Annotated in this window: 17 protein-coding genes and 1 riboswitch; of the genes, 9 read left to right on the forward strand and 8 right to left on the reverse strand. The window is 40.2% G+C overall.

Annotated elements, in window-relative coordinates; translation table 11 throughout:
• The first annotated feature begins 155 nt into the window (after window positions 1–155).
• Together T7867_RS15300 and sufU are read left to right on the forward strand one after the other, a co-directional pair.
• Window positions 156–1373: an aminotransferase class V-fold PLP-dependent enzyme gene (locus tag T7867_RS15300; RefSeq protein ID WP_068222505.1), complete on the forward strand. Its 1218-nt coding sequence runs from the start codon at window positions 156–158 to the stop codon at window positions 1371–1373.
• Entirely contained in the window at window positions 1370–1816 is a 447-nt protein-coding gene (gene sufU / locus T7867_RS15305; RefSeq protein WP_068222501.1) for a Fe-S cluster assembly sulfur transfer protein SufU, read from the forward strand. The genes T7867_RS15300 and sufU overlap by 4 nt, the downstream gene beginning before the upstream one ends.
• 119 nt (window positions 1817–1935) lie before the next feature.
• On the opposite strand, the gene T7867_RS15310 is transcribed toward sufU, so the two are convergent.
• Window positions 1936–2838: a Ppx/GppA phosphatase family protein gene (locus tag T7867_RS15310; protein WP_068222498.1), complete on the reverse strand. Its 903-nt coding sequence runs from the start codon at window positions 2836–2838 to the stop codon at window positions 1936–1938.
• 131 nt (window positions 2839–2969) lie between these two features.
• Here T7867_RS15310 and T7867_RS15315 point away from each other — a divergent pair, with 131 nt between their 5' ends.
• The 7 genes from T7867_RS15315 to T7867_RS15345 all read left to right on the forward strand — a co-directional run bounded on the left by T7867_RS15315 (window position 2970) and on the right by T7867_RS15345 (window position 13447).
• Window positions 2970–3506 carry an LVIVD repeat-containing protein gene (locus T7867_RS15315; RefSeq protein ID WP_068222495.1) on the forward strand — a complete coding sequence of 179 codons (537 nt, stop codon included), beginning with the start codon at window positions 2970–2972 and terminating at the stop codon, window positions 3504–3506.
• Entirely contained in the window at window positions 3494–4243 is a 750-nt protein-coding gene (locus T7867_RS15320; RefSeq protein ID WP_068222491.1) for an LVIVD repeat-containing protein, read from the forward strand. The genes T7867_RS15315 and T7867_RS15320 overlap by 13 nt, the downstream gene beginning before the upstream one ends.
• Entirely contained in the window at window positions 4240–4971 is a 732-nt protein-coding gene (locus tag T7867_RS15325) for a hypothetical protein (protein ID WP_068222486.1), read from the forward strand. Before T7867_RS15320 ends, T7867_RS15325 begins: the two co-directional genes overlap by 4 nt.
• Before the next feature lie 54 nt (window positions 4972–5025).
• Window positions 5026–5130: riboswitch (SAM riboswitch) on the forward strand.
• Window positions 5131–5171: 41 nt separating this feature from the next.
• On the forward strand, window positions 5172–6182 hold the full coding sequence (locus tag T7867_RS15330; protein ID WP_068224177.1) for a homocysteine S-methyltransferase family protein: 1011 nt from the start codon (window positions 5172–5174) through the stop codon (window positions 6180–6182).
• Window positions 6182–9319: a vitamin B12 dependent-methionine synthase activation domain-containing protein gene (locus T7867_RS15335; RefSeq protein WP_068222484.1), complete on the forward strand. Its 3138-nt coding sequence runs from the start codon at window positions 6182–6184 to the stop codon at window positions 9317–9319. Before T7867_RS15330 ends, T7867_RS15335 begins: the two co-directional genes overlap by 1 nt.
• 37 nt (window positions 9320–9356) lie before the next feature.
• On the forward strand, window positions 9357–10310 hold the full coding sequence (gene metF, locus T7867_RS15340; protein ID WP_068222481.1) for a methylenetetrahydrofolate reductase [NAD(P)H]: 954 nt from the start codon (window positions 9357–9359) through the stop codon (window positions 10308–10310).
• A 224-nt stretch (window positions 10311–10534) separates the two neighbouring features.
• Window positions 10535–13447 carry a T9SS type B sorting domain-containing protein gene (locus T7867_RS15345; protein WP_068222478.1) on the forward strand — a complete coding sequence of 971 codons (2913 nt, stop codon included), beginning with the start codon at window positions 10535–10537 and terminating at the stop codon, window positions 13445–13447.
• Between the two features lie 3 nt (window positions 13448–13450).
• On the opposite strand, the gene T7867_RS15350 is transcribed toward T7867_RS15345, so the two are convergent.
• From T7867_RS15350 to T7867_RS15380, 7 genes are all read right to left on the reverse strand, one after another.
• Complete coding sequence (locus tag T7867_RS15350) at window positions 13451–14710, reverse strand: aminotransferase class V-fold PLP-dependent enzyme (RefSeq protein ID WP_068222476.1); 1260 nt, start codon at window positions 14708–14710, stop codon at window positions 13451–13453.
• Window positions 14711–14880: 170 nt separating this feature from the next.
• Window positions 14881–15420: an inorganic diphosphatase gene (locus T7867_RS15355; RefSeq protein WP_068222472.1), complete on the reverse strand. Its 540-nt coding sequence runs from the start codon at window positions 15418–15420 to the stop codon at window positions 14881–14883.
• Window positions 15421–15497: 77 nt separating this feature from the next.
• Window positions 15498–15944: a hypothetical protein gene (locus T7867_RS15360; RefSeq protein WP_068222468.1), complete on the reverse strand. Its 447-nt coding sequence runs from the start codon at window positions 15942–15944 to the stop codon at window positions 15498–15500.
• A gap of 117 nt (window positions 15945–16061) precedes the next feature.
• Window positions 16062–17585 (reverse strand): carbon-nitrogen hydrolase family protein, encoded by a 1524-nt coding sequence (locus T7867_RS15365; protein ID WP_068222463.1) that lies wholly within the window; start codon window positions 17583–17585, stop codon window positions 16062–16064.
• Window positions 17586–17722: 137 nt separating this feature from the next.
• Entirely contained in the window at window positions 17723–19009 is a 1287-nt protein-coding gene (locus tag T7867_RS15370; protein ID WP_068222461.1) for a citrate synthase, read from the reverse strand.
• Window positions 19010–19113: 104 nt separating this feature from the next.
• Entirely contained in the window at window positions 19114–19938 is an 825-nt protein-coding gene (locus T7867_RS15375; protein WP_068222458.1) for a prohibitin family protein, read from the reverse strand.
• A 47-nt stretch (window positions 19939–19985) separates the two neighbouring features.
• Window positions 19986–20972: a Gfo/Idh/MocA family protein gene (locus T7867_RS15380; protein ID WP_068222453.1), complete on the reverse strand. Its 987-nt coding sequence runs from the start codon at window positions 20970–20972 to the stop codon at window positions 19986–19988.
• Window positions 20973–21142: the final 170 nt, after the last annotated feature.

Below are 21142 nucleotides of genomic sequence, written 5' to 3' on the forward strand. Positions count from 1 at the left end.
GAACCAAAAGTCCCCTTCAGGGGATTTAGGGGTTGTGCACGGGAGAGACTCCAAAGTTAGCGTCACTCAGAGGGAGTGAGCGACCGAAGAGTCTCCTAAATGGATAACATGATTCTGCGCTTCATTGCGTTCCCCTCTGAAAGACGAATAAAAACATGGACATAGATCAAGTCAAATCACAGTTTCCAATTTTTCGGCAGAAAACCCCTACCGGCAAAGATTTGATTTATCTAGACAATGCTGCCACCAGCCAGAAACCACAGTCAGTCATAGATGCCATCACTAATTACTATTCTAAAGAGTATAGCACCGTAGGTAGAGGAGCATACTGGCCTGCCAATGTGAATACGGTTAAAATCAATCAAGTTAGGTCAAAGGTTAAGAACTTCCTCAATGCACAATCAGAGAAGGAAATTGTATTCACTGCTGGCGCAACGGATGGCATCAATAAGATTGCTCGTAGTTTTCTGGCTCCCAAATTAAAGTCAGGTGATGTGATAATGATCTCACAAGTCGAGCACCATGCCAATCTTATTCCGTGGCAAGAGCTTTGCAAAGCCTATGGAACTGAGCTTTTGGTTATTCCTGTGTTAGAGTCTGGTCATCTGGATTATGAGTGGATTAAACAGAACCTGTCAGAGCGAGTCAAGCTGTTAGCGTTATCTGCTTGTTCCAATGTGCTGGGTATTAAAAACGATATCAAGCGAATTACTACAATGGCTGAAGTCACTCAAACTCCGGTTTTAGTAGATGCAGCCCAAGTTTTAAGTCACAATCGGGTAGACGTTCAGGAATGGAACTGTGACTTTTTGGTATTTTCAGCTCATAAGATGTTTGGCCCAACAGGTGTGGGAGTGGTTTATGGTAAGCAAAGCTTATTCAATGAAATGAAGCCTTTTAATTATGGGGGAGGTATTGTCAAGGAAGTAACTTTTGAAGCTTCTAACTATCAGGATATTCCACATAAGCATGAAGCAGGTACGCCTAATATTGCAGGTGTTTTGGGTTTGGGGGCGGCAATAGAGTTTATCAAGCAATTGAGCCAAAATGAGACAGATACCCACTTAGAGGAGTTGACCAACTACGCATTAAGCTCTCTTAAGGCCATTAATGGCTTAAAAATCATGGGTGGAGAACAGGATAAAGCTCCGGTTATTTCATTTACAATTGATGGAATTCATCCCCATGATATCAGTACATTTTTAAACGAAGAAGGCATATGTGTTAGAGCGGGTCATCATTGCGCTCAGCCCTTGCTTCAGCGGTTCGAGGTTCCTGCAAGCGTTCGGGTTTCCTTTGCTATATATAACACCAAGTCAGATATCGATAAACTGGTTATGGCTCTCTTAAAAACTCAGGCATTTTTCTCATGAACGAAAGACTGAAATCTCTGTATCAAACGGTTATTCTCCAGAAGTCCAGAGAAGATAAATATGTAGGGAAATTGAATGATTTCAGTTTAGAATTTAGGGCATACAACCCAATGTGTGGCGATCAATTCGATTTGCAAATATTGATTGAGGACAACAGTTTTAAATGCTTGAAATACAGTGGTTCTGGTTGTTCTATTTCAAGGGCTTCAGCAGCTGTGTTGTGCGAACATTTACAGGGTGTAGAGCTAGATACAGTAAGGCAAAAAGTAGAGTTGTTCTTAGAATTAGTAGATGCCGATTCTGACAAACAACCGGAAGAACTGACTGATGATGAGAACCTCTTGGCGTTTGCGGCAGCGAGAGAATTTCCAGAGCGCAAAACTTGCGCTGACTTGAGTTGGAAAGAGTTACTTAACCAATTAGATACCCTCAATCAAAGCTGAAAATGCTTCCTTGACAAGTAAGAAATCCGCTCAACTCTTTACATGAAATCGAACGGGTGAATGATGGCATATACTGAAACGCCTACGAAACGTAGCGGATACTGATTTTAGACTAACAATCAATCGTTCAGCCGAATTACACTTTGCCTCACGTGTTTCTCAAAAAGCATGTGCATAATCCCATCTTTCAAACCCACATCTGGTACCAATATTCGTTGAATATTGGCCGACTTCATCGCGTGCAAATAAATGTCTGAGGCGGGTAAGATCACATCAGCCCTGTCAGGATTCAGGTGTAACTTGAAGATCCGTTCGTCTAAAGTATGGCTTGCCAAATGCTCTTGCACTTCCAATATCGACTCAATTCTCATGAGCCTTGTCTTTGTTTTAGCACCAGAAAGCTCATAGATTTTATTGATGTTCCCACCAGTCCCGATGGCGGTAATGGCTGTTTTAGCACCCTTAACCTGTGCTTCAATCCATTGACTCATTCGTTTTAATACTCCTTTAGGAGAATCATTTTCAATGGTTCTAACCGAGCCAATTTTAAAAGATTCAGACTCTATTTTTATACCATCTTTAATTAGGTTGAGTTCTGTACTTCCACCACCAACATCTACATGTAGAAAGGTGCCTTTGCCTAGTTTTTCCATTACCACTCGGTTAATCAGCTCAGCCTCTCTTTCACCACTAATAATGTTGATTTTTAAGCCTAAAAGCTCTTTCACCTTTTTAGTAATCTCTCTTCCATTGGCCGCTTCGCGCATGGCAGATGTGGCACACGCATAGTACTGATCTACCTCATACAAGTCTATTAATAGCTTAAAGGCATTCATAAGCCTGATAAACTTATCTTCAGACTTTTCACCAATCTTCTTGAGCTTGAATACGTCTTGACCGAGGCGCAGTGGAAAACGGACATATTCTAACCGTTTAAAATAGTGCTGGCCTTCATAAGTCATCACATGTGTGACCTGAAAGCGAATGGCATTGGATCCTATGTCGATAGCGGCAAGCTTCATTATTCGAATTTAATAGCAAATATCTGCATTCCGATACTCCCTAGATCTTTTTATAGAGTGACAGAAATACATGTAATAAATACTTAACAACACGCTGTTGTTTTTGCACTACTGTTTCATTTTATTTGATAATGCGCACCAAGTGTTTTCTATTCCTTCTTACTGTCTTTGCCTTGTTGGGCTGCTTTGAACCGCCTCCAGAATTTCCCGATTCGGATATCGAAGGGTACAAACCAATATATGCATCAGACTCCAATAATACGGTTGAGCTTCAAGGTGCTAGAAGCATAGACAACCCTGGTCAAATTTATGTGAAGGGTGAGCTTTTATTGATTAACGAAATAGGTGAGGGGTTGCACATAATTGATAATTCTGATATCAGCTCTCCGCAAAACCTAGGTTTTTTAAAAGTGCGTGGTTCTGAAAATATGGCACTCAAAGATGGGGTGCTCTATATAAATCAGTTTAATTCTTTACTGGTGATTGATGTGAATGATATTCAAAATTTCAACATCATAGCCAAACATGAAGACGTGCTCAATGGTAACTCATATGAGGTGCCTGTACCTCCAGTAAGCGGTTATTATTTTGAGTGTGTAGATCCTAGTAGGGGCCAGGTAATAGGCTGGCAGCTCACCACTATAAACAGTCCGAAATGCTACAGATAAAAAGGATCTTGTTCCTGGTTTGGGTTGTTTTGGTATTCGCTTGCGAATCTGACAGCAACGATTTTAATCCGAGTTTAGGTGGAACGGGCACTGGTGGTTCTTTGGCAAAATTTACTATTGTTGGAGATAATCTTTTGGTACTTCAATCGGGGAGTGTAATTCAATATTTTATTGGCGCTGACGGTGATTTAGTACTTGTGAGGGAGTTGCCTTTTTTTGCTTCCAACTTAGAGACAATTTTTCCTTATGGAGATAAGGTATTTATAGGTAGTAATGATCAGGTTTACTTTCTTGGCTTTGATGGCGATAACAAGCTAGACCTACTTTCCTCGTACAGGCATATTACGGCATGTGATCCAGTTGTGGCTGCTAACGGAATCGCATTTTCTACCCTCAGAAATACTGGCTGTCGGTTTAATTCAGATGAGGTGTTAGATGTAATAGATATATCGAATATCGAGAACCCTCAACTGATAAAAAGCTATCAGACTGAAGCACCTTACGGACTGACAGTAAATGAGCAAAATCTTTTTGTTTGCGAAAGGGGTGGGGTGGCTATGCATGACATCAGCGATCCTCAAAACATATTGACTAAAGGTTTTTTAGAGTTTACAGGAGAAACGCCTTTAGATCTTATCCATACGCAAGGTTATCTGATTGTGAGAACCGATAAGAATATTTACAATATGAGCTACACTGCCTCTGGAGTACTTACTGTTTTGGCCAAAGTGGAATGATGAAATATTTATTCTCCCTGTATTTCTCCCTGCTTTTTAGTTTGAACCTAAGAGCACAGTACGTACAAGAACAGCCAGATTCAACTTCCTCTAACTTCCCCAGTTTTTCTATAAAGTACTTTCCATCTCACTTAGTTGGCCATTTTCCATCACATCTTTTTGGTGCCGAACTGATGCTGAATGAATCATTAAGTCTGGAAGGCCGATATGGGAGACTCATAGATAGAGATGTCTATGATTATGACCAAACCTATTACTTCAATAAATCGGGTTTTAAGTCGTCATTGATGCTTAAATTATATATGAATAAAGCTGACTTAAAGAAGGGAGCCGTAGCTTCGATCTTTGATTCTGATGGCCGTGATGAGACTTTTCAGCCTTACCTCGGGGTTGAATTTTTCTACAATCAGATAAATCATGATAGAGAAAGAACCTACAAATTATCTTGTGGGGCTGCTTGTTCATATTACAGCGAAACCGTTTATGGATTAACGCAAAATCGTTGGGGAGGTAGGCTTCATTTAGGATTTATAACTCCCGTGGCTGGCCCTGTATTTTTAGATTGTTCGGTAGGTCTAGGACTTATGAAATGGCGGGTTATTGCCGATGACCGTAAGCCTGAAGACTATGAGCATCAGTATGGTTACAATCTGGAAGAAGATGGTGGCCAGTCAGTAATTCCCGCAGCCGACTTAAATATTAAAGTGCTATTCAGAATATTTCGATAAGCGAATTATTAATTATTCGACTGTTTATTATTTAAAGAATCGCTTACTTTGCAGAACTTATCAAGAAAGACGGAGGGACTAGGCCCGAAGATGTCTTAGCAACCTGGGTAATACCTGGTGCTAATTCCTAGCTCCGAGCTTTCGGAGAAAAGATGAGAATAACCCCTCCAGCATTTCTAGGTAAGTCAAAACGCAGAAGCATGGCTTACAACATAGAAGAAATACTTAAGCAAAGAATCTTGGTTTTAGATGGTGCTATGGGCACTATGATTCAGCGGCATCCGCTTACTGAAGAAGATTTTAGAGGAGAAAGGTTCAAGGATCATCAGCATCCGTTGAAGGGAAATAACGATCTACTTTCCATCACTAGACCAGATATTATCAAAGATATTCACAGGCTTTATTTTGAGTCTGGGGCAGATATTGTTGAAACCAATACATTTAGCGGTACTACAATTGCTCAAGCAGATTATAGCTTAGAAGATGCTGTCTATGATATCAACTTTCAATCGGCTAAGATTGCCAGGGAAGTAGCAGACCAAATAACCGCTAGTGAACCTGAGAAACCACGATTTGTTGCTGGTTCAATTGGCCCAACCAATCGCACAGCGTCTATTTCTCCAGATGTAAACGACCCTGGTTTTCGAGCCATAACCTTTGACGAATTAGTTGAGGCTTATGAGCAACAGGTTATAGCCTTAATTGAAGGTGGTGTAGATATGCTTTTGGTAGAAACCGTTTTCGATACTCTAAATGCTAAGGCTGCTCTCTTTGCCATAGAGAATGTATTTGAAGTAAAAGGCTTTAAGCTTCCTATTATGGTTTCTGGAACCATTACCGATGCCAGCGGAAGAACGCTTTCTGGTCAAACCACCGAGGCTTTCCTAATTTCTGTTTCTCATATACCAATTCTTTCTATTGGGCTGAATTGTGCCTTAGGTGCTGCCCAGCTGAGACCTTATTTGGAAACGCTTTCAGACAAAGCTCCATTTCATACCAGTGCGCACCCGAATGCAGGCTTACCTAATGAGTTCGGCCAGTATGATGAGACACCAGAAGAAATGGCGGCTCAAATCAGCGATTTTCTCAAGTCTGGTTTCTTAAATATAGTTGGAGGCTGTTGCGGAACCACACCAGATCACATTCGCCTCATTGCGCAAGAAGCTGCGAAGCATTCACCAAGATCAATTAAAAATTTAGCTACAATTTAATGAGCCAAGTAACCCTAAAATTATCCGGCCTAGAGCCACTGATTGTTACTCCTGAAAGCAACTTTGTTAATGTTGGGGAACGAACCAATGTAACGGGTTCTAAGCGTTTCGCAAGGCTCATTAAGGAAGAGAAGTATGATGAAGCGTTAGAAATTGCACGTGATCAGGTTGAAGGTGGAGCACAAATTCTAGATGTCAACATGGATGAAGGTATGCTCGATGGAAAGGCCGCCATGGTGAAGTTCCTCAACCTCATTGCTGCTGAGCCAGACATTGCCAGAATTCCAATCATGATAGATTCTTCCAAATGGGAAATCATTGAAGCTGGTCTAAAATGCATTCAAGGCAAAGGGGTGGTAAACTCCATTTCTTTGAAAGAGGGTGAAGAAGCTTTTATTGAACATGCGAAAAAAATTAAGCGATATGGTGCTGCTACTGTGGTTATGGCCTTCGATGAAAAAGGACAGGCAGACACTTATGAGCGAAGAATAGAGATTTGTAAAAGGTCTTATGATGTACTAGTTGATAAGGTTGGCTTCCCGAAGGAAGACATCATTTTCGACCCGAATATATTCCCAGTAGCTACTGGAATAGAAGAGCATAATAACAACGCGGTAGACTTCTTTAGGGCAACCAAATGGATCAGGGAGAACCTTCCAGGTGCTCATGTGAGCGGAGGAGTAAGTAATGTATCTTTCTCATTCAGAGGGAATAACCCCGTTCGTGAAGCCATGCATTCGGCTTTTTTATATCATGCCATTAAAGAAGGAATGGATGTTGGCATTGTAAATCCAACTATGTTGGAAGTTTACGATGATATTCCGAAGGAATTATTGGAAAGGGTGGAAGATGTACTCTTGAATAGAAGAGATGATGCCACAGAAAGATTATTAGAGTTTGCTGAAACCGTTAAAGGGGTAGGGAAAACTCTGGTAAAAGATGATGCTTGGAGAAAAGAATCAGTTGAAAAACGGCTTGAGCATGCCCTAGTAAAGGGAATAGTAGAGTTTATTGATGATGATACGGAAGAGGCCAGAAAGAAATACCCAAAGCCACTGCATGTAATTGAAGGGCCATTGATGGACGGAATGAATGTGGTTGGCGACTTATTCGGTTCAGGGAAAATGTTCCTGCCTCAGGTAGTTAAAAGCGCCCGAGTAATGAAAAAAGCGGTGGCCTATCTGTTACCATATTTGGAGGCTGAAAAGAGAGCTGCAAGGAGTGAAAGCCCCATCCCGACCTTCCCCACTGGGGAAGGAGATTCGCCTTCTTTCCAAACCGCTGACCCTAATACTTATACCAAGTTGAAGGAATTTGCAAGCGAGTTACGAAAGAATGAAACTGAAGCGGAAAGGATACTTTGGGCAAACCTAAGAGATAGTCAAATTGATGGTTTTGAATTCAGAAGACAACATATAATCGGTCACTATATCGCTGATTTCGTATGCCTTAAGTTGAAATTGGTGATTGAGATCGATGGTTCTATTCATCAATTGCCTGAAGTAAAAGACAATGATCAGTTCAGAACAGAATGGTTGGAATCTCAAGGGTTTAAGGTAATCCGTTTCACAAACCGCGAAGTAGTTTCTCAATTAGAACGAACCAAGTTAGTCATTGCCAATACACTTTGGGAGATTGTTGAAGAAGCATCTCCCACCTTGGGGGAGAACGAGAGGGGGCAAGAAGGTTCTGCGAAGATTCTCCTTGCCACAGTAAAAGGTGATGTCCATGATATCGGTAAGAACATTGTAGGAGTGGTGTTGGCTTGCAACAACTTCGATATTGTCGATCTGGGTGTAATGGTCCCGGCAGATAAGATTCTCGATGCGGCCATAGAGCATAAGGTAGACTGTATTGGTCTAAGTGGCCTGATTACCCCTTCACTTGATGAGATGGTTCACGTTGCCAAGGAAATGGAACGTAGAAGCATGAAAGTTCCACTTCTAATTGGTGGTGCTACTACTAGCCGAATTCACACCGCTGTAAAAATTGACCCGGTTTATTCTGGTTCTGTGGTTCATGTTCTAGATGCTTCAAAGTCGGTGCCCGTAGCTGGTGAGTTGATTAGTAAAGAAACTTATAACAACATCTACACGAGAGTGAAAGATGAATACGCCCAGCTTCGAGAAGATCACGCAAACCGCAAGGTAATCAAGAACTATATCTCTCTGAAGGAAGCTCAAGAGAACAGAGTTAAGATCGATTGGTCAACTAAAGAGTTTGTGAAGCCACAAGTCTTAGGCAATCAGGTATTTAATGACTACTCAATTGAAGAAATAAGTCAATACATTGACTGGACTCCATTCTTCAGTACATGGATGCTTAAGGGCAAGTTCCCAAGAATCCTTGAAGATGAAGTGATAGGTGAAGAAGCGAAGAAGCTATATGCTGATGCACAAAAAATGATTCAGTTAGTTATTGAGAAGAACTTACTGTTTGCGAATGCAGTCGTTGGGCTTTACCCAGCAAACGCCATCGGAGACGACATTGAAGTTTATACCAATGAATCACGAACTGAGGTGCTCAAAACTTTCCATATGCTTCGCCAGCAAGGCAAGAAGGGCAATGGTATCCCAAATTTATCTCTAGCAGATTTTGTGGCTCCAAAGGGCCAAGGCCAAGACTACATTGGAGGTTTTGCCGTAACCGCAGGAATAGGAATTGAGCCATTGCTAGAGGCTTACGAGAAGGACCATGATGATTATAACTCCATCATGATTAAGGCTGTTGCCGATCGTTTGGCAGAGGCATTCGCTGAATTGATGCATGAAAAGGTGAGGAAGGAGCTTTGGGCCTATGCCGTGAGTGAATCTTTCGATAATGAGTCTCTGATTAAGGAGAACTATCAAGGGATTCGTCCTGCTCCAGGATACCCAGCCTGTCCTGAGCATACAGAGAAAGGAATTCTTTTCGATTTACTTGAAGTAGAAAAGAACACTGGAATTAGCCTAACGGAGTCATACGCAATGTATCCTGCCGCCTCGGTTTCTGGCTTCTATTTTATGCATGAAGAAGCCAAATACTTCGGTTTAGGTAAAATAGAAAAAGACCAAGTTGAAAGCTATGCCACACGCAAGGGCTGGACTATTGAAGAAGCCGAAAAATGGCTAGCTCCGAACTTGTCTTACGATGTTTAATCTAGGCACTGAGTACTAAGCACTAATTAACCAAGAAATGAAAGTCACTGAACATATTAAAAACGCAGAAGGAAAAACGCTCTTTAGCTTTGAGATTCTACCTCCAGTAAAAGGGGAGAGTGTACAGAGCATATTTGATGCAATAGACCCTCTAATGGAGTTCAAACCTCCTTTTATAGATGTTACCTATCATCGGGAGGAATACATGTATAAGAAGCGTGAAAATGGTCTTCTGGAGAAAGTGACAACCAGAAAGAGACCTGGAACAGTCGGTATTTGTGCCGCTATTCTCAATAAGTATGGGATAGATCCTGTACCTCATATCATTTGTGGTGGTTTCAATAAAGAGGAAACTGAAAACGCATTGATTGACCTGGACTTCTTGGGGGTAGAGAATATCTTAGTGCTGAGAGGAGATGCCATTAAGTCAGAAGGTCGGTTTGAGCCAGATCCAGATGGGCACTCTTATGCGACAGAATTGATGGATCAGGTGAATGAACTGAATCAGGGGATTTACCTGCATGAAGAAGTCACGCGTAACCCGACTAACTTTTCAATTGGAGTGGCAGGGTACCCGGAAAAGCATTTTGAGGCTCCTAGCCTGAAGTCTGATATGAAATACCTGAAACAGAAAGTAGAGAAAGGGGCAGACTATATTGTTACTCAAATGTTCTTCGACAATAAAAAGTACTTCGATTTTGTCGACAAGTGTAGGTCGAATGGAATCGATGTGCCTATCATTCCAGGTTTAAAGCCTATTACTACACTCAAGCACATGAATATTTTGCCAAGTATATTCCATGTAGACTTGCCCGATGATTTGGTTGATGCTTTAGACAAGTGTAAAGACAATGCTGGTGCTAGAGAAGTAGGAATTGAGTGGGCTATTCAACAATCAAAAGAATTGATGGAAGCTGGAGTTCCTGTCCTTCATTACTACACCATGAGTAAGAGCCAAGTAGTAAGAAGAATTGCTGAGGCATTGTTTTAACTGAGACGAGTTAGAATGTCATTCACGCTTAAGCTAAAATAATAGATAGCTAGGGTAGCTCCCTGTAAAAAGGTAATGGGGTGAGCACTTCAGATATGGATGGTTAACAAATTGTGCTACAGGTGGTTTTGTATAAGATTGTTCTTTATGCTCAATTTTGCGTTAATTAAATAACTCTTTTGCTACCCAAAGCCACCATATTGTGTCTGTTCATTTTTATCTTGATGAATCAATCATCAAAAGGGCAGTCATTAAATTGGTATAATGTAGCACCAACTGATAACCTTGGTACGGTATCTAATTTTATCGATGGGGAATCTGATATTAATGGAGATTTCTATTTAATAGTAGATTATAAAGACGGATCCTATTTCGACTCTAAGGGGACAGTTTCATTAGGTGAAGGGTTGAATTTGCTTAAAATAAACTCTAAGGGGGAAGTAGTTTTTTCAAAGCTTATCTCCACTAGAATGACTTACAGAACCATGAGGTTTAATTCTGAAGGTTCTGGTTACTTGGTCTTTACCGGGGAGGGAAATCCATTTTTAAGCATTGATGGGCAAGTTTTTAGTGGAACAACAGAAAGTGCTGGTGCCATTCTTATATTAAAAATCAATTCACAAGGCAATTTTTTAGAACCTACTGTGCTTTCAACAGAAGGTAAAGTATACGAGGGGTTCTTCCAGTTTCACTTAACCAACGATAACGGTTTTGCCTTTCTGTATGGGGTGGAGGGTAATGTTGTGGACGATCTGGAAGATGAACTTTACTTACGAGAAAATTTAGCCTTTTTTGATTCAAACTGGCAGAAAGTAAAGGAAAAGTCATTTTCTGCTCATACACAGAATAGAGCTAATTTCGGTGTGCGATCCTTCTTATTGCATGGCTTGGCTCAGGCTCCCTCTGGCGACATTTATTTAACAGGTTACGCTAACTTAAATGAAACCACAAGCCTAGGCACCAACTTGAACTTTAAGAATAACAGATCCAATGGAATTTTAGTAAAGTTAGATTCCAATTTGGATTTAGTTTGGTCTAGATCTTTGGCTTATTATCAAGCCGATACATCCAACCCTGTGGTCCTTCCAGATGGGAAAGTAGCTTTCCAGACTAGCTTTCATGAGTATGTTGAAGGAGAAAGTCCTGAAATTATAGGAGCAGAAGATGTATTCTCTAGAGGTGCAGACTTAGAGGGTTATTTAACCCATCTCATAATTTTCAATGAAGATGGTGATGTTGAAAGAGCTTCATCTATGGACAGGGTATTGGTAGAAAGACAGATGGATTTCGACAAATATTTAGACCTAAATGGCATGGGCAATTTAACAATGCCTGTTCTCATTTTTAGCTCCGATGGACCAATTAATGTGGCCTATAGCGATAGTGGTAGTGATCAAATATATGAGGAGGAAACGTTCAACAGAAATCAACAATACTTTGGGTTTCTAGAATTCCTTGTTACCGGAGATTACAGTCAAAGAAGAATTGTAAAGAGAAGAGGAAATACCAGGGTTGAAATGAATATGGGAGTGGTTAATTCTCCCATTTGTGGTTCTTACTTTATTTATGGACAGTTCTTCAATACATTAGATCTAGGAAATAGTGAAGATGGTAGCGATGAACTCGTGCTTACAAATACAGATGGAACAGGAGATTATTTTGTAGCTAATTATCAGAATGAAATACCTAGAATATTCGATTATGAAGAAGAACATATTTCCTGTGATCAGGAGCGAATTGAAATACCTTTTAGGGTTTCTGATGAAGATGTTAACTCCCTTGAATATAATATTGATATCAGTGATAACACATTTCTGAAAAGCAGTAATGTACGGTTAAGTATACATGAGGATATAGGTAAAGTCATAATAGAATATGTAGGTTCACAAGACTGGCAAACCGATATTACGCTCAGAGTTACTGATTTATGTGGTTTTTTTAGTGAAGCAAAGATTTTCGTAAGCCGAGGAAGCACACCAGAAACACCTAAACTAAATGTAAGTGATGAGGTAGTTGAGATTTGTGAAGGGGATTCTGTAGAGCTTATTTCAAGTATAGATTCTAATAATATTTGGTCTAACGGTGAAAACTCTAAAAGCATTATTGTCACAGAACCAGGTGAATATTGGGTAAAACAAGTTTCTCCATCTGGCTGTGAAAGTGAAAATTCTGATACCGTCAGGGTTATTGTTTTTCAGCCAACCGTTCAACCAATCATTACTAGTTCAGCATCTACCACGCTATGTTTTGGTGAATCTGTAACTCTCTATTCTTCTTTAAAGGGAGGCATGTTATGGTCTAACGGAGAGCAAGGAGATAGCTTGGTAGTAGAGGAGGCAGGTGTTTACAATGTAGTTCAGGTTTCTGAATGTGGTGAAGGTATTGTGTCTGAAGATGTTGAGGTAGTGATTAAACCTGTTCCCGATAAGCCGGTTGTTTCGGTTATCGGGTCTACTGTAATATGCGAAGGTGAACAGATAGTCTTGCGCTCCTCTCAGGCAACAGGTAATCTTTGGTCTAATGGAATGACAGATAGGGAAATCACTGTTAGTAAAACTGGAAAGTACTGGCTCAACGTTGTGTCAGATGGTTGTATAAGTCAAACTTCCGATACCGTAAACTTGCAGGTAGACCCACAGTTCGAGCTATCACTCGTAGATACACGAACCCTTTGCGATGGATTCGATACTATAGTACTCATTCCTGAGTCAACCGCTCAGAGTCCTAGTTTTACATGGTCTACTGGAGAAACTAGTAAAGAAATATATGTCAATCAAGTTGGGGAATATTGGGTTGAAGTGTCAAAAGGCGAATGCACTAATAGAGCATTTGTTCAGGTATTAAACGAGTGTAAACCTGTAGTAAGTGTTCCTAATGCTTTTTCTCCCAATGGTGACGGTATAAACGATACTTTCGAAATAATGGCAAGAGGCCTTTATTCTTATGAGTTATACATCTTCGATAAATGGGGCGGTCAAATCTTTTATACTAAGGATTTTAACGAGGTGTGGGATGGAAGTAATAGTAGCGGAGAATGGCCTTCTGGGCAATATCCTTATAAGATTGTTTATTCAGGTTTAATAGACAATAAGCAGGTTTTCTACTCTAAGAAAGGTACTATTAAGTTGGTTCGTTAAGACCTAAACCATCTCTTTAATGGTTTCTACAAATCTGTCTAGTTCCTCTGTAGTTGTATATAAGTTCGGGGTTATTCTGCAGCCATGAACACCCACACCATCGATAGCTACTGTCCATATATTGTGATCATTCATTAGCGATCGAGCCATTTCAGAAGGCTTCATCCCTTTGATTCCTACATTAGCAATAGCGCACGATCGACTTTTATCAGTAGGAGTATTGAGCACAACGTTTTCTATGCCTCTTACTTTATCAACCCAATAGTTTTGAAGATACCTCAACCGGGCTTCTTTCCGTTCGATGCCTATCATATTATGGTATTCAATGGCGTCCATAATAGTTAGGTCGGTGGCTACTGGGTGAGTACCAGTATGGTTAAGTTTTCTGATTTCACCAGGCTGGGTTTTGCCTTCAGCAATCAGTGGCCAAGTTTTATCAATATGTTCTTTCTTGATATATAGAAAACCAGCACCAAGAGGAACACTCAGCCATTTGTGCAAACTCGTACCATAGTAATCGCAGTTTAGCTCCTTGATATTAAAGTCTAGATGTGCAAAGGCATGGGCTCCATCAACCATTACTTCAACTCCCATGCTGTGCGCCATCTCACAAATTTTTCTGATAGGAAGAATATGACCAGTAATATTCACCATATGGCAAACCATTAATAGTCTGGTTTTTGGTGTAATGGCTTTTCTGTATGCGTCAACAATCACCTCATCTCTAGATGGGTTCATCGGAATGTCTATTGCCTTTAATACAATGCCTTGTCTAGATTGTACCTGCTTAAACATGTTCAGCATGGCACCATAGTCTTGATTGGCCATAACTGCTTCATCACCACGCTTCCAAGGAAAGCCCTGGATGATTGTGTCTAAAGACTCCGTAGTATTTCTGGTAATGATCAGTTCATCGCTCTTACAATGCGCCAGCTTAGCCAATGCCTCAGCAGATTTGGCTTTGTTTTCCCATTGCACGGTACGCATATAATAGGAGGCATGGTAGTTTACTTCTCGAATTCTTTCTAAATACCGCTCCAAAGTTGGCTGTGGCAGCATGCAGTAATAGCCGTTTTCCAGATTAATATATTCGGGTTTAAGCAGATAATCTTGTCTAATCTTGGCCCAGAAATCTTCGTTCTGTGCAAATTCTGCCTCACTTTGACAAGCATAGTGATCTGAGAGCTTCCGTATTTCTCGAAAGAATGGAGTAGTTGCCAAAGAGGCACCCATCAGGTTTTTCAGAAAAGTACGCTTGTCCATGAGCTCTGTTTTTAGAGCAAGAAGATAGTCTTAATTGAAAATTTGGACAAATATTTTTTGGTTAGCCAGGTGTTACAGTTCACTAATAACACCTGATTATCAAGGTTTAGTGCATAAAAAAGACTGTTAGATCTGAATATCTAACAGCCTTATATCGAATCAATTATTTGTTACTGAAACTTCTTGTTGTAGTCTGCGATACTCTTTCTAATAATGTCTTTAGCCGTTTGAGCATCTTGGAATTCTTCTACAGCTACTGTTTTGTTCTCTAACTTCTTATAGTCTTCAAAGAAGTTTCTCATCTCTTTAATATAGTGTGCAGGAAGTTCCGAAATATCATTGAAGTGTTTAACAGACATGTCATTGTTAGCTACAGCTATAATTTTATCGTCCATTTCACCACCATCTAACATGCGCATTACACCAATAACTTTTGCTTCAACCAAACACATTGGAACAATAGAGATCTGCGATAAAACCAAAATATCTAAGGGATCATTGTCGTCACAGTATGTTTGAGGAATGAAACCATAGTTATGTGGATAATACATGCTAGAGTAAATTACTCTATCCATTTTGAGCAAGCCAGTTTCCTTATCTAGCTCATACTTTGCTCGTGTATTTTGAGGAATTTCTATAATGCCATTTACAATATCTGGGGCATCTTCACCAACCGGAACCTTGTGCCAAGGATTATTCTTATCAATCATTTTTATGCCTTTTCGCAAAGGTAAGGATTGAGTTAAAAAAGTGAGTACTATTCTTTACAGTTTAGGTTAAGACTGTATTACGAAAAAGGTAAATAATGATGATGCACGAAGCGATTCCAGCCTTTTTTAGTCTTCGACTCGACTACCCAATGAAAACCTTCATGTTCATCTGGCCAATAGACTTGTCGTGCATATCCGCCTGGCATTTGTGCTTCAAAACATAAAGCTTCTGGGTGAATGTCTTCTGCAGTGGCCAAATGCCCAAGGGCTTGCTTACCATCCGATTGAAAAGACCAGAAGTTGACCTCTTTATCTCTGTTTACTCCAAATAGGGTAAGGTCTTCATAATCAAGGTTATCAGACTTCCAATGAGCACGTAATTCTACATACTTACCTTGAAGCGTTTTGGTAAATTTTCTTTTACAGCTAAGCTTCGGTCTGTCGTCACTATTTTCCTCAGCAATCCATTCACCCATAAGTGGTTCGAAAATTCCGAGTTTGCCACGTCCTTTTTTCCAGTTCATTGTCTCAATTTTTTAAGCTTGTGAAGAAGGAGAAATTGCGAATAATCGAACTCATACTTTTGGGTGAATTGCTATTGTGGCCTACAAGGTAGCCTTCATTTTACCGTTAAAAGCAGACTACTTCTTCGTTAAACTAAATATATCGGTTCTTCTGTCTTTTAGATTTTTAACACTGCCAACATTGTGCAGTTCGGTCAATAAATCAACATCAACATCGGCAATTACAATCATTTCGGTGTTTGGTGTTGCTTCTGCTTTAATTCCATTTGTAGGGAACTGGAAGTCGCAAGGAGTAAACACCATAGATTGTGCATACTGAATATCCATATTATGAACATTTGGTAGGTTGCCCACACTACCAGCAATGGCAACATAACACTCATTTTCTATGGCCCTAGCTTGAGCACAATGTCTCACTCTAGAATATCCATTCTGTGTATCAGTTAGGAAAGGAACGAATAGTATATCCATGCCATCATCAGCAAGCAAACGAGAAAGTTCAGGGAACTCAACATCGTAGCAGATTAGAATCCCAATCTTTCCGCAGTCAGTATCAAATGTCTGTATTTTTGAACCTCCGCTCATTGCCCAAACCTTTTTCTCATCAGGTGTAGCATGCAGCTTTTCGTAACGATCAATTTTTCCGTCACGTTTACAGAGATAGCCAACATTATAGAGTTTGTCATCTACCACTTCAGGCATACTGCCAGCAATAATATTGATGTTATATGAAACTGCTAAATGAGAAAATTGCTCGACAATATCAGGCGTAAATTCTGCTAGCTTTCTGATGGCATCGGCTTCGCCCAAGTGGTTGAACTCTGCCATTAACGGAGCGTTGAAAAACTCAGGAAACAGGGCAAAATCACTTTTATAACCGCTCAATGCATCTATAAAGTACTCCGCACTCTGAAGTAACTCTTGAAGCCCTGAGTAAGAACGCATTTGCCATTGCACTATACCCAAACGAACAACCGTTTTAGTGATCTTGGCACTTTTTGATGGTGGCTCATAGTAGATATTGTCCCATCTGAGCAATACAGCAAATTCTCCACTTGCTTCATCACCTTCCAAATAACCTTTCAAGATAGAAACAGGGTGGAAGTCGTTAGAAAGTTGAAAATTCAATACCGGATCGTGAATCTCCTTCAACCTAACCCTTTCAATGTATTCTTTAGGGCTTAATTCGTCTACATGCTTATGGTAGTTAGGAATTCTGCCACCAAACACTATTCCTTTAAGGTTCAACCGCTCGCAAAGGTCTTTACGGTAGTCATACATTCTACGGCCAATGCGCATGCCTCTAAACTTAGGTAGAATGAATACTTCAATACCATATAGAAGGTCTCCATTGGAGCTATGGGTGCTGAAAGTATAATTTCCTGTAACCTGCTTGAAAGTGTGTTGTTCTTTGAAGCTCTTAGACTTTACCATAATGGATAGCGCGCACCCGGCAATCTCTCCATTTACTTTCACCACAATTTGCCCTTCCGGAAATTTATTGAGTAGAGACTGAATATGATGTTCTTTCCAATATGCATCTGGCATACTAGAATAAGCACTGATCATGGCAGCCTTCAATTCCTGATAGTCTTCTATCTTAAGGAATGATAGCTCAATGTTTTGAAATGTCTTATCCATATTAAATAAATCCTTTACAATGTTCGACCTATAATAGGCCAAGGTCGGCTGGCAGAATCAATAAATTAACAAACAATGGTGTACAAAAAAACCCGTCAAAAAAAGACGGGTTTAAAAATATCATGTTTCAGTAGAGCTTATCTCTCACTTAAAGAAACGTAAGGTCTCAAATTAGCACCAGTGTAAACCTGTCTTGGTCTTCCGATAGGCTCTTTGTTCTCTCTCATTTCTTTCCACTGAGCAATCCAGCCAGGTAGACGACCCATAGCGAACATTACGGTGAACATGTCGGTAGGAATACCTAATGCTCTGTAAATAATGCCTGAGTAGAAGTCTACGTTAGGGTAGAGCTTTCTATCTACAAAGTACTGATCGTTCAATGCCTCTTCTTCCAAGCCTTTAGCAATATCCAATACGGGATCTTGAACACCAAGCTTCTCTAACACATCGTCAGCTGCCTTTTTGATGATTTTAGCTCTTGGGTCGAAGTTTTTGTAAACTCTATGTCCGAAGCCCATTAGACGGAACGGATCGTTCTTGTCTTTCGCTTTAGCCATCCACTTCTTAGTATCTCCACCATCTTTTCTGATGTTCTCCAACATCTCAATAACCGCTTGGTTAGCACCACCATGCAATGGTCCCCATAGGGCATTAATACCACCTGAGATAGAAGCGTATAAGCTAGCGTGAGATGAACCCACAATTCTTACAGTAGAAGTAGAGCAGTTTTGCTCGTGATCTGCGTGAAGAATCAATAATTTATCTAGTGCATTTGCAACCACAGGGTCTACTTCGTAAGCCTCTGCTGGGTTAGCAAACATCATTTTCAAGAAGTTGCCACAGTAATCTAATTTGTTATCCGGGTAGTTTACTGGGTGTCCGATTTGATTTTTATAAGACCAAGCTGCGAAAGTTGGCATTTTAGCAATCAAACGGATAATGCTCATGTCTACCTCAGTAGCCGCTCTATTTGGATCTAGAGAAGCAGGGTAGAAGGCCGTTTGTGCACAAACCAATGAAGAAAGAACTCCCATAGGGTGAGCTGTAGAAGGGAAACCTTCTAAGATCTTCTTTACATCTTCATGTACCAACGTGTGGTTGGTAATATCCGATACAAACTTGTTGTAAGTTTCAGTGTCAGGTAATTCGCCATAAATGAGTAAGTAGGCTACTTCAAGGAAAGTAGACTTCTCTGCAAGATCTTCAATTGAATAACCTCTGTATCTTAAGATTCCTTTTTCTCCATCAAGGAAAGTAATGGCACTAGTGGTTGAACCGGTATTTTTGAAACCTGGGTCAATGGTAATTACTCCGCTAGAACCTCTTAAAGAAGAGATATCAATCGCTTTTTCATTTTCTGTTCCTTCTACTACTGGAAGTTCGAAAGACTTCCCGTCAACTTTAATTTCTGCTGTATTAGACATTTCTAGGTTTGAGTTAACTTATTTTTTCTGCGGCTCGAATGAGTGAGCGAATTTACTCTAATTAACAATGAAAAAAAATTCTTGTTCTACAGACTGAAGATATTTTAATTATTGCCCAATATTAATGGTAAACCGCCTTCGCCTTGTCCAATAACCACCACTTTTGAATTCTGAGATTCAGCTAATTTTAGAGTCGCTTCAATACCTCTCATTTTCAATAAGTTCGGTGTTAAACTGCTATTGACAATTCTGTTGGCCTGTGCTTCACCCTCGGCTGCAATCTTCTTTCTCTCGGCTTCAGATTTTTCTTTATCTAATCTGTATTGATAAGCCAAAGCCTCTTGTTCTTGCTGTAATTTGTTCTCAATAGCCTGCTTAATTTTCTCTGGAAGAATGATGGAACGAATAAGCAGGGCAGTCATTTCAACATTATTGGTTTCATTACCCAACACATTGGCAGTTTCAGTTCTTATTGCAGTTTCAACTTCAGCTCTTTTGGTAGAGAAGATTTCTTCAGCAGTAAACCTACCCATTACCTGACGCACAGTAGATCTTACTTCTGGTACTACAAGCGTATTGATGTAGCCAAGTCTGAACCTTTCATAGATGTGACCAATTCTATCGAATTTTGGGTAGAACCTTACTGATACATCAACCTGAATACTCAATCCGTTTTTGTCTAGCACGTCCATGGTTTCTTCGGCCTTGCTTTCTGCTACATCAAAAGTGATGAGGTCGTTCCATGGTGCCTTCATGTGGAAACCTGGTTGTATGACATTTTCTTTATCTAGGCCGCCAGAGAACTTCTTAAAGAGTACGGCTCTTTCATTGGCCTGAATGGTATAGAAAATACTAGACGAAAGTCCAATAACCACTATTAGAGCAATTACTGATATGATGATAATGGGTAATAATCTTCTGTTATCCATATTGATGAGTTTTAGTTCGATTAATTAAGAGATGGCTGTTTTAATAACTAACCTATCTTTTCAAGGTTTTTCTGAATCTCTTCCAGAATTTGATGAGCCACTTTTAAGGCTTCATAGCCATCTTCTATAGTTACAATAGGTTGTTGATCGTTAATGATTGCTTCGTGGAAAGTAAAAAGCTCTTCTCTTATGGCATTGGTTGGATTAACCTTTGGATTTTCGAAGATGATTTCCTTTTTGCCTTTGTCCTCACCAAGGTCTAACACCATAGAAAATGGGCCTTCTTCGCCTGTAGCATCTTTCATTCTTACTATTTCAGATTTCTTCTCTAAAAAGTCTACGGCTATGTAAGCATCTCTTTGAAAGAAACGTGATTTACGCATGTTTTTCACTGCTATTCGGCTGGTGGTCAGGTTGGCTACACAGCCATTGGCAAACTCCAAACGTGCATTGGCAATATCTGGAGTATCTGCCACCACATTTACTCCACTAGCTGAAACCTTTTCGACCTTTGAGCCAACTGCTTTTAGAATAACGTCTATATCATGAATCATTAAATCCAAAACCACAGGCACGTCTAAACCTCTGGGGTTGAACTGCGCGAGTCTGTGCGTCTCAATAAACATAGGTTGCTTTAGATGGCTTTGAGCAGCCACAAAAGCTGGGTTAAATCTTTCTACATGACCCACTTGAATTTTCAGGCCATGTTCTTTCGATAGCCTGATCAGTTCTTCAGCTTCTTCCAGCGTGTTGGTAACGGGTTTCTCAATGAAAACGTGCTTGCCTGCTTTGAGTGCCTTTTCGGCACAATGGAAGTGCGAAAGGGTAGGTGTTACAATATCTACAACATCTACTGCCTCAATTAAGGATTCGATGGTTTCAAAAGATTGAATGCCAAACTCTTCGGCTACTGCATGGGCATTTTCAGGCAGGGCATCGTAGAAACCTACAAGCTCATATTCTGAAATATCTTTGATGCATTTGATGTGAATTTTGCCGAGATGACCGGCCCCTAGAACCCCAATTTTGAGCATATTAGCTGATTTTTTTAACTAAACGCCAAAGGTACACCCATAAGTTTCAGGTTCAAAGTTTGAAGTTTAAAGTTCAACTTTCATAATTCATGGTGTGTTTATGCTATGCTGAATCACTCCCTAAAGAAGTTCTGTCGTGCTCTGACCATCTTTTGAAATACGTATCTAGC

This window comes from Roseivirga spongicola, assembly GCF_034376045.1.
In the GTDB taxonomy this organism is placed as follows: Bacteria; Bacteroidota; Bacteroidia; order Cytophagales; family Cyclobacteriaceae; genus Roseivirga; species Roseivirga spongicola.

Coding starts and splice junctions, on each gene's coding strand:
- T7867_RS15330 (WP_068224177.1), top strand. CDS start 5,172: ATGGCTTACAACATAGAAGAAATACTTAAGCAAAGAATCTTGGTTTTA.
- T7867_RS15365 (WP_068222463.1), bottom strand. CDS start 17,585: ATGGATAAGACATTTCAAAACATTGAGCTATCATTCCTTAAGATAGAA.
- T7867_RS15315 (WP_068222495.1), top strand. CDS start 2,970: ATGCGCACCAAGTGTTTTCTATTCCTTCTTACTGTCTTTGCCTTGTTG.
- T7867_RS15335 (WP_068222484.1), top strand. CDS start 6,182: ATGAGCCAAGTAACCCTAAAATTATCCGGCCTAGAGCCACTGATTGTT.
- T7867_RS15345 (WP_068222478.1), top strand. CDS start 10,535: ATGAATCAATCATCAAAAGGGCAGTCATTAAATTGGTATAATGTAGCA.
- T7867_RS15380 (WP_068222453.1), bottom strand. CDS start 20,972: ATGCTCAAAATTGGGGTTCTAGGGGCCGGTCATCTCGGCAAAATTCAC.
- T7867_RS15310 (WP_068222498.1), bottom strand. CDS start 2,838: ATGAAGCTTGCCGCTATCGACATAGGATCCAATGCCATTCGCTTTCAG.
- sufU (WP_068222501.1), top strand. CDS start 1,370: ATGAACGAAAGACTGAAATCTCTGTATCAAACGGTTATTCTCCAGAAG.
- metF (WP_068222481.1), top strand. CDS start 9,357: ATGAAAGTCACTGAACATATTAAAAACGCAGAAGGAAAAACGCTCTTT.
- T7867_RS15355 (WP_068222472.1), bottom strand. CDS start 15,420: ATGATTGATAAGAATAATCCTTGGCACAAGGTTCCGGTTGGTGAAGAT.
- T7867_RS15370 (WP_068222461.1), bottom strand. CDS start 19,009: ATGTCTAATACAGCAGAAATTAAAGTTGACGGGAAGTCTTTCGAACTT.
- T7867_RS15375 (WP_068222458.1), bottom strand. CDS start 19,938: ATGGATAACAGAAGATTATTACCCATTATCATCATATCAGTAATTGCT.
- T7867_RS15320 (WP_068222491.1), top strand. CDS start 3,494: ATGCTACAGATAAAAAGGATCTTGTTCCTGGTTTGGGTTGTTTTGGTA.
- T7867_RS15360 (WP_068222468.1), bottom strand. CDS start 15,944: ATGAACTGGAAAAAAGGACGTGGCAAACTCGGAATTTTCGAACCACTT.
- T7867_RS15350 (WP_068222476.1), bottom strand. CDS start 14,710: ATGGACAAGCGTACTTTTCTGAAAAACCTGATGGGTGCCTCTTTGGCA.
- T7867_RS15300 (WP_068222505.1), top strand. CDS start 156: ATGGACATAGATCAAGTCAAATCACAGTTTCCAATTTTTCGGCAGAAA.
- T7867_RS15325 (WP_068222486.1), top strand. CDS start 4,240: ATGATGAAATATTTATTCTCCCTGTATTTCTCCCTGCTTTTTAGTTTG.